This is a genomic window from Crateriforma spongiae, from assembly GCF_012290005.1.
Lineage (GTDB): Bacteria > Planctomycetota > Planctomycetia > Pirellulales > Pirellulaceae > Crateriforma > Crateriforma spongiae.
Genome location: NZ_JAAXMS010000001.1, coordinates 596153 through 607590, shown reverse-complemented (window position 1 = coordinate 607590; position 11438 = coordinate 596153). Strand labels below are relative to the sequence as shown.

Below are 11438 nucleotides of genomic sequence, written 5' to 3'. Positions count from 1 at the left end.
CCGAGGCAGGGGGGCACGGCGGACCGTGGACCTTGACGGCTTTTCCCGTCGGCGAATTCGGGCCGATTCAGCCTTGCAGGTGCCGAAGATACGCGGCAAGTTTTTTGGCGAAATCGGCGGTCGATCCGCCCACGATGCGTTCAAAATCAGCGATTCGTTCGTGTCGCTCATACGTCTTGAACGCGGGTCGGCCGGCGGTGTGGTTCAGGATCGACGCGAACTGTTGTGGTTCACGCTCGGCCAAGTAAAACATCATCGCCCATGCGATCGCATAGGCGTTGCCGATTGAAGGTTCGCCGTCAAACAATCGATCGTCGATGACCAGTCGCCTGAGGTCGCGTGCGAACGTGGTGTTGTCGAAACGCCCGTATGTCTTGGTCAGCTGATGCAAACTTTCGCGATTGATGCGGCTGCGTGAATCGCTGCCGGCGCGGACGTTGCCCATGGCGGCCGGTTCGAACAACTGACCGATCCCCTCGGTGACCCAACGAGGCGTGTCGTTGACTCGGCTGTGCACACCACTGTTGAAACCCGACTGGTGGGCAGCCTCGTGCCGCACGGTGGCAACAATCATCTGGATGTGTCCCGAATCATGCGTCATGACTCGATTGGTATTGTTCGAATAGATGCCCGCGACACGCGAGACGTCCAATCCCAGTCGGGCAAACTCGCGATACATCGAACGGCTGTCGGGGAAAACGACGGCCACCATCGGAAAACGCCCGCGTCGAACATGCACCCCGCGTTGGGTCATGTAGCGGACAAAAATCTGATGTGACTGTTCAAACAGGTCGGGCCACTTGCGACCACGGCCTTTGGGCTGCACCACCAGAAAGTGTTTTGTGGCGACAACTTCGAAACGGTCACCGAACTCTCGTCGCAATCGGTTGGCCAATTCGGCGCTGCCCAGCGGTTCGTATTCGCCCTTGGCTCGTCCCAAATACTCGTTCGAATCCCGCGGATCCAATGAATGCAGGGCTCCATCGCGACCAATGACCACCGATTCTTTTCCTATCCGAATCAGTTCCAAACCGGTCTGCAGGTGGCCATTCAAGTTGAACCGGATCAACGCGGGTGGCGTCGCCGACAGCGACATCGCGGGCAATACCAGCACCAAAGCCGCGAACATCAGAAGCTGAAACACACGCCGGAAGGAAACGCTGCCGCAGCATCGCCGAGCCTGAACGCGTTCAGTCGACGAAGACGGCTGGTCGGTCGGTTCAGGCATGTCAAATCGACTCTCGTCGCTCGGTACACAAGTTCATCACGGTCGCACAGCATCTGCACCAAAAACTTAGGTTAAGATCAATCTTCGCGTCCGCCGACGGAAATGTTTCCCCACGCCACACCACCACAGTCGAACACGATTGAGGCATCAGTCGGATCATGACGGTTTCATCGAATGTCAGGCCGGCCCGCTTTCGGCCGGTTACCAGAGTCGGTTGTGTGAATCGGATCGCCAGTTTGCTGATCGTTTTTGCAACGGTCGGTCCCCTATCGGCCCAGGATGACTATTCCAATCCGGACACGCTGCGCGACGACGTCTTGGAATGGATCGACGAATTGGACGCCGATGCGGCGGCGATTCGACAGGCGGCCGAGCGATCGCTGATCGAAGCCGGCGCGGAGACACTGTCTTGGTTGCCCGAACCCGATGACCCACGACTCTCGCCCGAGGCGGCGGATCGAATCCGGCGGATTGTGGAGGTCCTGCGAAAGCAGCAGGCGGCCCGCGAGGTGGCGGATATCCGGATCGACCTGGGGGATGTCAGCAACCTGGGCGAAGCACTGGAAGCGATCAGTCGCGACAGCGGCGTCGAATTCGAATGTAACAGCGACCGAACACAACCGGTGGATCCGGTCGCCACGCCGTTGACGTTCTGGCATGCGATCGATCTGGTTTTGGACCAAGCCGAATTGGACATCAATTTCTACGGCGGTGACCGCGAAACGCTGATGCTGACGCCGCGCGACGAGGATCGTCCCGACCGCGTGGGCGCCGCCGTTTACGCCGGTATCTATCGCATCGAACCGACGTCGGTAACGGCACGTCGGATCTTACGGCAACCCAGCTTGAGCGGACTGAACGTCAGCATGGAAATCGCCTGGGAACCGCGGATCACACCGATCGGATTGACCATTCCGGTCGACCAAATCGCGGTCACCCTGGATTCCGGTCAACGTCTGCAGTCGCAAGCCAGCAGCGAAACGATCGACGTCGCGACGGCCAGCGACATCGCGTTCAGTGAGTTTTATCTGCCGCTGGAATTGCCGGCCGCCAAAGCCAGCAAGATCCAGCGAATCGGTGGCGTCATCCAGGCCTTGCTTCCGGGACGACGTAAACGTTTCACCGTTCCCCTGGTCGGAACGCCTGATGCCGTGTCGATCGACGCGATGACGGTCAAGCGTTTGGACGTCCGCCCCAACGGGCCGCTTCACGAGGTCCGGCTTTCCATCACCATTGAGAACGCGGATCGGGCATTGGAGAGCCACCGCCAATGGCTGATGGACAACGAGATTTTCTTGGTCGCCCCAGACGACACGCGTGTCGACCACCTGGGGTTTCAGGTGTTCCGCCAAACAACCGAGGAACTGGGAATCGGATACTTGTTCGACGTCGGTGACGATCCGACCGGTTACCGGCTGAAATATCTGTCGCCGACCGCGGTCATCCGCAACGAAGTCCCGTTCGTCCTGCAAGACATCCCGTTGCCCTGATGATCGGGCAAAACGCCCCGGCAATCCGATATCGCCCGATCCGCCCGAAAATCAGCGCATAAAAAAACGTCCGAAACGTTGGGGCAAAACGCTTCGAACGCCGCAACGGGTGCAAGCACCTGTCACTGCTTCGAAATATACATTGGAAGCAATTTAGAATCGAGCTTGAGACGGGTTGATAATTGAACCCCCCCGAAGCCGAAACTCGCGAATCAATCAGCCGGCGGCGGGACTTGGTGGGTCGCGGCGACTGTATGGAGTCCCATTCATCCCGACAGCGGTGCTCCCGAAACAGCCGTCCGAAACAGCCGCCCGATCAATTGGCCAGGATCATCCGGGCGACGTTGATGTAGATGACGATCCCCATGATGTCGACGATCCCGGCGACAAACGGATTGCTCATCAATGCGGGGTCCAACCCCAGCCGCTTGAACACCAGCGGCAACGTCGCCCCACACAGACATCCGGTGATCATCACCGCCAGCAATGTCAGCGGAATGACCAAAGCGTCGGAGGGGCAGGGTGCAATGAAGAAAGCAACGGCGTAACCGATCACCGCAATGAACCCGCCCAGCATCAACGATACGACGCTTTCCCGCATCAGAACCGTGCGCCAATCCCGCAGCTCGATCTCGCCACCGGTCATGGCCGTGATCACCAACGTGGCCGATTGGCTGCCCGAGTTTCCGCCGGCACTGATGATCAGCGGAATGAACCAGACCAACCAGGCGTAGGTTTCCAATTCCAGTTCATAGTGCCGCAACGCAAACGCGGTCAGCAGTGCGGCAAAGAACAGGATGGTCAGCCAGATCCCGCGTTTCCACGAAAGCGTCACCAAGCCGATGCGCAAAAAATCACGCTCCAGCGGCGTGACCGCAGCGATCCGCTGGGCGTCCTCGGTCAATTCTTCGCGGACGACATCGATCACATCGTCGTGCGTGATGATGCCCAGCAATTGGCGTCCCGGATCTAAGACGGGGATCGCCAACAGATTGAAATGTTCAACTTTTTCGGCAACCGATTCCTGGTCTTCGTCGACCATGGCAACGACGACGTCGGTTTCCATCATCTCCCGCAAAGTGCGATGCGGCTGGGCCAGCGATGAAACCAATTGCCGCGTGGAAACGATGCCGCGCAGGTGATTGTCATCATCAACGACGTACAAGTAATAGATCGTTTCCAGTTCGCTGGCTTGACGGCTCAGTTCCTCCAACGCCTCGCGTGCCGTCAACCGATCGGCCAGCTTGGCGACCTCCGTCGTCATCAGCGAACCGGCGGTGCCTTCGGCATAGGACCGCAACCGCTGGATGTCCCGCCGTTCTTCGACCGGCAACAGCGGCAAAATGGTGTCGACGTGTTCGTCGTCCAGTTGCTGGAGCAAGTCGACGCGATCGTCGGCTGCCAGTTCTTCGACCAGCTCCGCCACTTGCTCGGTCGGCTGTTGGGCCAACATCGACAACTGGCGTTCTTCGTCGAAGTAGCCGAAAATTTCTGACCTTCGCTCGGGCTGGGCGAACTGCAACACCTGCCAGACTTCGGCGTCGGTCAGCCCCTCCATGAACTCGGCCGTTCGGCCGGCGTTCAGGGTGGTGCAGAACTCCTCCAGTTCCGCCCGATTGTTGTCGGCGAGCATTTCGCGCAATTCGGGCAGGAACAGAGTGTTCGTCATGATCAGTTGCTGACTCGTTCGACGTATTCGCCGGTGCGTGTGTCGACCTTGATGACGTTTCCGATCTTGATGAAGCCGGGCACGATGAATTCGGCGTCCGTTTCAACCTTTGCGGGCTTGGTGACGTTGGTGGCAGTGTCGCCCTTGGCACCCGGGGCACAATCGACGACTTCCAGTTCGACCTGCAATGGTGCTTCGACGATGATCGCGTTGCCGTTGTACAACGTCATCGTGCACTTCATGCCGTCCTTCAGGTATTTCCAGATATCGCCCGCGACGGCCTCGGCGACTTCGTACTGTTCGAAGGTCTGGCCGTCCATGAACACATAGTCCTGGCCCTGGCGATACAGGAAACTGACCTCGGTGGTTTCGACATCGGCGGATTCCAAGCTGTCTCCACCTTTGTAAGTCCGTTCCAGCGTGGTGCCCCGGATCAGGTTCTTCATCTTGCACTTGTACAGTGCGTTGCCCTTACCAGGCTTGACGAAGTTCATTTCGATCATCAGATAGGGTTCGCCGTCGATCTGGACTTTCAGACCTTTGCGGAAGTCACTTGTGTTATAGGTCGCCACGTCTTCATCCCAGCTGTCCGGCCAGGCTCCGCTTTCGAGATACAAACTGGATTCGAGAAATGAACAAGGACTCCGCCGGAATCGGTCGGCCCGAACCGGCGTTACATCAGGGAATCCCTCAAAGGTCGCGAAGTTTAGCGGCCGATCGCCGTTTTGTCGCGGGCGGGTCCCGCCGACGTCCACAGGCCCACCCCCCGGCGCAGGATTGGCGTCAATCGATGAAAGCGGCGATCCGCGATTCCGCCACACTGTTGGACCATCTGGGGCTGGCGGGCCGAGTCCCGCTGTGTCGCGACGAAGCGTTTCCCACATTCGTGCCGCCCGAATTTTTGGCCCGCATCCGGCCCGGCGATCCCCACGATCCGTTGTTGCGACAGGTCCTCGCGATCGCCGATGAAGACCAGACGGTCGCCGGATTCGCCGCCGATCCGGTCGGCGACCTAAACGCAACCGCCTGCCAGGGTTTGCTGCAGAAATACGACGGACGCGCCCTGATGATCACCACCGCGGCGTGCGGGATCCATTGTCGTTATTGCTTTCGACGCGAATTCCCCTACAGCGACATGTCGGGTGTGGGCACCCACTGGAATGATGCGATCGATTTCCTAAGCCAACGAAAAGACATCGACGAAGTCTTACTGAGCGGTGGTGACCCGCTGACGCTGACCGATGACGTGCTGGGCGGATTGCTGGAACGATTGAACCAGATCGAACACGTCCGCCGCATCCGTCTGCACAGCCGAATGCCGATCGTCATTCCCAGCCGTGTCACGCCGGAACTGGTGTCGATGCTGCACGAAGGTCACGCCACCAGTTGGATGGTCGTCCACTGTAACCATGCGTCGGAAATCGACGGCGACGTCGAAGCGTCAATCGCGGCGTTGGTCGATGGTGGAATCCCCGTATTGAACCAAGCCGTCTTGCTGCGCGGAGTCAACGACGACGTGGCCACCCTTGAAACCCTGTGCCGACGCATGGTCGATCTGCGAGTCCAACCGTATTACCTGCACCAACTGGACCGCGTACGTGGCGCGGCCCATTTCGAAGTTTCGCCCGATCGTGGGCGAGCGATCGTGCAGCAATTGCGAACGCGTCTACCGGGTTACGCGGTGCCGACATACGTCCAAGAACAATGCGGCGCGGCGTCGAAAACCCCGATCGCCGACACCTAGGCCGACACCATTCGATGGATCATGCCGTGTTCGAACCCGGCGTTCTCTTCGTCGCACGCACGTGTGCGTGCGGGACGGCCCAAACCACCCGACCGAATCCGGACTGAATCGGGGGTTGGGAGCCGAATGGAGCGGCGGCGTGGTTCGGGCATTGGCGTACCGATGCCGCGATCCGTACGTTCCGCTCTTTTCATTGTGGCGCTGCGTTTGAAAGGTGCCGCAAAGCCGGCGCGATCAGGCGGCAGTCTTCAAGAACGAGGCCAATCGATCGGCACGCGAGGGGCTCTGCAACTTGGCAACCGCCTTGGCTTCGATCTGACGGACACGTTCACGGGTGACCTTGAAGATGCGACCGCATTCTTCCAGCGTGTAGCTGTAGCCGTCGACCAATCCGTAACGCAAACGGATGATTTCGCGTTCGCGGAACGTCAACGTCTTCAGCAATTCGTCGATCTTGCCTCGCAGCATTCCGCTGGCGGCAGTTTGGACGGGATTGCAGTCTTCGCTGGACTCGATGAATTCACCAAAGCTGCTGTCTTCTCCCTCGCCAACCGGTCGATCCAAGCTGACCGGATGTCGCCCGATGTCCATGACGCGACGGACTTCTTCGATCGGTACTTCGGTCGCGGCGGCGATTTCTTCATAGGTCGGTTCGCGACGCAATTCTTGTGTCATGCGTTTTTGCGCCTGACGCAGTTTGCTGAGCACGTCGATCATGTGGACCGGGATTCGAATGGTGCGTGCCTGATCGGCAATCGCACGGGTGATCGCTTGACGAATCCACCATGTCGCGTAGGTGCTGAATTTGAATCCGCGACGGTATTCATACTTGTCGACCGCACGCATCAAGCCCGTGTTGCCTTCCTGGATCAAGTCCAAGAATGACAGGCCACGGTTGCGATATTTTTTCGCGATCGAGACCACCAGTCGCAGGTTTCCGCTGCTCAATTCGCGTTTGGTCGCTTCGTATTCTTCGAAATGACGGCGAGCCTTGGTGACGCGGTTGTGCAAACTGGTGGGGCTTTCTTGGGTGACCAACATCAGTTCACGAAGTTCTTGTCGAATGTCAGCCGCTTCGTCACGGCTGAGTGCATCGGTGCCCAAGTTGTTCAACCGATCACGCAGAAAATTCATGCGTCGCGAAATCTTTTCCATTTGCCCCAACAGCGGCGTCACGCGTCGGCTGCGCAAACTGAGTTCTTCGACCAGTTGCAAACACTTGCGGCGGCGACGAATGAAACGCTTGCGGACCTCCGCCTTCAATCGCGGCGACGTGCTGCGTCGGACCAGCATGCCGAAATCATCTTTGTTCTGGGCGATCAGCACATTCAACGTCCGCAGGTTGTGCGGCATGCGTTGGCTGATCTGTTCCTTGGTCAGACACTCGGTCAGCGACACCTTGATGGTCCGGTCGAATGGCAATTCGCCTTCGTGAACCTTGTGCAAAACTTCGACGGTCGACCGCAGGGCGTAATCGGATTCCAACAGCGTGCGTCGGAATTGTCGGCGTGTGATTTCGATCTTCTTCGCCAACGAGATTTCTTCTTCGCGGCTCAGCAACGGGATGTTGGCCATTTGGCTCAGGTACATCCGTATCGGATCATCGCTGGTGCGGCTGGTTTCGCCGGCGACAGCCAGGCTGACTTCGGCGTCGCCCATCGCATCGGCCTCGGCGGCCATGTCGGTCAAACCGGAAACGTTCGGGGCAGGGCAGTTGGCGGCCACCAAGCGCTTCTTTTCGGCGCCTTCGATCAGGCGAATGCCGCGGCGTTCGATCGCCAGAATCAGCCGATTCAGTTTTTCGGGATTAACGTCTTCGTCCGGCAGATACGCGTTGACTTCGTCATAGGTCAGGTAACCGTCCTTGGTTCCCTTTTCAATCAACGCATTCAGGTCTTGTTCCATCAATTGCATCGGAAAGCTCCGTCTTATTTTCAGCGTCCGTCGTGACGCCTGGGTCATGAAAATCGTTCTCACGTTTGCGGCGTTCGGATGACATGACCGGCCGAGGCCGATCAATTTTTGCGGGTGGTCATCCGACAGCCGACTTTGGTATCCATCCGTCGGTCGTGTGCTGGGCCGTGTTTCTCCTGCGGGGAAAAGCGAAAGCGATTTTGCGATCGAAAAGTTCTTAAAGGTTCGTCTAAAGTCCAGTGTCTGGGACGGTGCGTTGGGCGTGCTTGCCGACACCAACGCAACGCTTAATTTTCTTGCTCGGTTGGGGTTTCGATGCCTTGCCGGAAACGCTCGGCTTCCAACAGTTCTTTTAACAGGGCCAATTCCTGGTCGTCATCCAGGGTGGCCGATGCCAAGCGTTCGATCTGGCGTGTTTTTTCCGACTCGAATTCGCGCTCGCGGTATCGCGTGATGATCGCGGTGTAGCGACGGTCGGCATCCTCGGATGATTGGCCGCTGCGTAAGCCGACGCGATGCTGAAGCGTGACGATTTGGTTTTTCAATTGTTCGTTGTCCACCATCAACAGCAACGAATCGACGTCCAAATCACGACCGGCCAAATCCAGGTCTTGATAGGCGGACAACAACATCTGTGCCGTGTTGCTGGACAACCAAGACGGGTCGATCGCTTCGACCGCCATACCGGCCAACTCGGGACACTCGATCAACGCTTCGAACAGTTCACGGTCGATTCCGCTGATCGGCGTCAGACGTGCGTTTGGCGTGCCGGCCGATCGCCCGGAGATAACCGCCGGTGCGTAGGGCGATGCTGATTCGTCATCATCATCGGCCATGCCGTTGAGCATCGCGTTGACATCAAGTTCCGCGGCACCGGTCGGCGCCGGACGTGGCGGGGGTGTTGAACGTGATGGACGTTTGGTCGCGAAAGGCTTTCGCGAATTTTGGCTTCGTTCGGACCGCAGCACATCCAATCGTCGCTGAATCCGATCAACGGCGATGCCCGACGCATCGGACAAGCGGACGATCAACTGTTCGTGACGAATGTCATCGCCGGACGACTTGGCCATAATGCCCAAGACCGATTCCATTGCGGTGGATGCCGCGTGGGTATCCTTGCGCCAATCGACGCCTTCGGAAAGCTTGGCCAGCTTGTGATCAAACGCGTCGGGCGACTGCTTGACCAATTCGTTGAACGCGTCGGCACCGTTTTGATGGATGAAGTCGGCGGGGTCCGCGCCATCGGGCAGCGTCAACACACGCAAATCCACGCCCGCACCAACGAACAGTTCCAACACCTGATCGGCACGACGCTGGCCGGCATCGTCACCGTCCAACACCAAGACGACGCGATGGGCGAACCGTTTCAGGATGCGAACATGAGCTTCGCCCAAAGCGGTCCCCAGCACCGCGACGACCGGTTCAACGCCGGCTTGTCGTGCGGCGACGACGTCGGTGTAGCCTTCCATCACCAGGACTTCGCCGCCGTGACGAATCGCGTCCCGGGCAAGTTGCAATCCGTAAAGCTGTTGCGACTTTCGGAACAGCAATGTCTCGGGGCCGTTGATGTATTTGGCCGCTTCGCTGTTTTCGCTGCGCTGTGCGATTGCGGGAATGACCCGGCCGCCCATCGAAATCGGACGGTCTTGCAAATCATGGATCGGGAAGATCAGCCGACCACGGAAACGATCGTAGTGACCGTTGCCGCTGCCACGTGCGATGGCCACACCGGCGGCTTCGGCGACCGCGCCGCTGAAGTTTTTCTGTTGCAAGTGATCGATCGCAAAGGACCACTGGTCGGGCGCAAAGCCGATCCGAAATCGCCGGCGGCTTTCGTCGCTGATCCCTCGCTGGGTCAAGTACTGTCGAGCCAAATCGACTTGGTCGCCCTTGCCGTGTTCCAAATGCTTGTAGTAAGCATCAGCCACCGCGGCGATCGCATCAAACAAGGTCGCGCGGTCGTCCGGATCGCCCGGCTTGGTTTTCTTGCCGCGACGGAATTCTTCCATCGCAATACCGGCTTGTTCGGCCAAGGTTCGCAGGGCGGTGGGAAAGTCCACCCCGTCACGTTGCATCACGTAACTGAAAACATCCCCGCCGATGTCACACACCCAACACTTCCAAGACTGGCGTTCGGGGTTGATGGTCAGCGAGGGGCGGCGGTCGTTGTGGAACGGGCAGCGAACGACGAAGTTGCGGCCCTGCGGACGCACTTCGGTGCCTTGGCCGATGACATCCAGGATGTCGACCGCGGCGCGCACTCGTTCTTTCAGGTCGTAGTCCGCCGATGTGGACAAGCGACAATTCTCCCGTGCTAGTGATCGGTCCATCTGTCACCGAAACGGCGAACCGTCCCTCCCGGACGGCAGACGCCGGTCGCCAAAACGTGACCGGCCAATCGTCAGATAATTTTCGATCGTTACGTACATCCCTGTAGCGTGGTTTTGCGGTGTCGCGTGGCCATCCGATCGATGGCCACGGGGGTCGCAAAACAAGTTCGCCAAGAGCAGCCAAAGAGTCTGTCGCAACGGCCAACACTGGGTCAAGATCATTTGACTGAAAAACGCGGGTGAAACCGATTTTGGCTAAAGCCTCCGGTTTTCGCCCCAAAAAACGGGAACAGCTGCGGCGATCCGCCCCACGGGGCTGCGTCCGAATTCCGTTCCGGCGTCGCGACCTTAGCCGCCCAAGACTTGCCGGACCAGTTTTCCAGGAATCTCCGACGCACCAAAGCCGATTTCCCCCCAGACCGCTGTCGGGCCGAATCGTGCGATCGCCGCCGCGTTGCTGTCCGCCGACGCCGGTCGCTGGTCCTGCGTCTGGCAAAGCACGACCCCATCCGGGCACACCTGTCGCTCCGTCGCCGCGATACATGTCGCCAACGTCTGGTGAACGCAGCCCAACCGATTGGCCGCTACGACCAGCAAACGGGCATCATCAAACTGTTGGAACAAATCGATGTTCATCCACTGGTCGCTGATGGGACTGAACAGACCGCCGGCTCCTTCAATCAACACAACATCGAATTCGCCGCGAAGCCAAGGTTCCGCCCCCCGCACCAACAGACGCTGATCCACGGATTGTCCGGCCAGTTTGGCCGATTCCGGTGGCGACAATGCCGCTTCGAAACGTTGGGGACACACTGCGTCCAACTCCAACGGCTTGCCGGCCGCCCGCCATAACTGGACGGCATCGTCGGCAACCAATTCATCGCCCGACCGATTGCATCCGCTGGCGGCGGGCTTATAAACGCCGACCCGCTTTCCTTGTTCGTTCAATGCGGCGGCCACCAATGCAGTAACGTACGTCTTGCCGACGTCGGTATCGGTCCCCGCAATGAACCAGACCTTCGCTTGGGACCTTTGTTCTGATTCCGGATTCAACCCACCCACC

The 11438-nt window shown here is 58.8% G+C and carries 8 protein-coding genes; 2 read left to right on the top strand and 6 right to left on the bottom strand.

Features of this window, described 5'->3' with window-relative positions; all coding sequences use genetic code 11:
- Positions 1–67 precede the first annotated feature (67 nt).
- Positions 68–1228, bottom strand: a complete 1161-nt coding sequence (locus HFP54_RS02270) for a DUF1570 domain-containing protein (protein ID WP_168563899.1) — start codon at positions 1226–1228, stop codon at positions 68–70.
- 218 nt (positions 1229–1446) lie between these two features.
- Between HFP54_RS02270 and HFP54_RS02265 the strand changes: the two genes are divergently transcribed.
- Positions 1447–2718, top strand: a complete 1272-nt coding sequence (locus HFP54_RS02265; RefSeq protein ID WP_235951192.1) for a hypothetical protein — start codon at positions 1447–1449, stop codon at positions 2716–2718.
- 316 nt (positions 2719–3034) lie between these two features.
- Here HFP54_RS02265 and mgtE read toward each other — a convergent pair whose 3' ends face one another.
- Complete coding sequence (gene mgtE, locus HFP54_RS02260) at positions 3035–4387, bottom strand: magnesium transporter (RefSeq protein ID WP_168563898.1); 1353 nt, start codon at positions 4385–4387, stop codon at positions 3035–3037.
- A 2-nt stretch (positions 4388–4389) separates the two neighbouring features.
- A complete protein-coding gene (gene efp / locus HFP54_RS02255) occupies positions 4390–4959 on the bottom strand; it encodes an elongation factor P (RefSeq protein WP_146414230.1) in 570 nt (189 codons plus the stop codon).
- A 59-nt stretch (positions 4960–5018) separates the two neighbouring features.
- On the opposite strand from efp, the gene epmB reads away from it, so the two are divergent.
- Positions 5019–6131 carry an EF-P beta-lysylation protein EpmB gene (epmB, locus tag HFP54_RS02250; RefSeq protein ID WP_146412159.1) on the top strand — a complete coding sequence of 371 codons (1113 nt, stop codon included), beginning with the start codon at positions 5019–5021 and terminating at the stop codon, positions 6129–6131.
- A 234-nt stretch (positions 6132–6365) separates the two neighbouring features.
- Here the strand turns inward: epmB and HFP54_RS02245 are convergent, their stop codons facing one another.
- The 3 genes from HFP54_RS02245 to bioD form a co-directional block, all read right to left on the bottom strand.
- Positions 6366–8045 (bottom strand): sigma-70 family RNA polymerase sigma factor, encoded by a 1680-nt coding sequence (locus HFP54_RS02245; protein WP_168563897.1) that lies wholly within the window; start codon positions 8043–8045, stop codon positions 6366–6368.
- A 287-nt stretch (positions 8046–8332) separates the two neighbouring features.
- The gene (gene dnaG, locus HFP54_RS02240) at positions 8333–10342 is read right to left on the bottom strand and encodes a DNA primase (RefSeq protein ID WP_235951191.1); all 2010 of its coding nucleotides are present in this window, start codon (positions 10340–10342) and stop codon (positions 8333–8335) included.
- 381 nt (positions 10343–10723) lie between these two features.
- Positions 10724–11428, bottom strand: a complete 705-nt coding sequence (gene bioD / locus HFP54_RS02235; RefSeq protein WP_168563895.1) for a dethiobiotin synthase — start codon at positions 11426–11428, stop codon at positions 10724–10726.
- Positions 11429–11438: the final 10 nt, after the last annotated feature.

Coding starts and splice junctions, on each gene's coding strand:
- HFP54_RS02270 (WP_168563899.1), bottom strand. CDS start 1,228: ATGCCTGAACCGACCGACCAGCCGTCTTCGTCGACTGAACGCGTTCAG.
- mgtE (WP_168563898.1), bottom strand. CDS start 4,387: ATGACGAACACTCTGTTCCTGCCCGAATTGCGCGAAATGCTCGCCGAC.
- epmB (WP_146412159.1), top strand. CDS start 5,019: ATGAACAAGGACTCCGCCGGAATCGGTCGGCCCGAACCGGCGTTACAT.
- HFP54_RS02245 (WP_168563897.1), bottom strand. CDS start 8,045: ATGCAATTGATGGAACAAGACCTGAATGCGTTGATTGAAAAGGGAACC.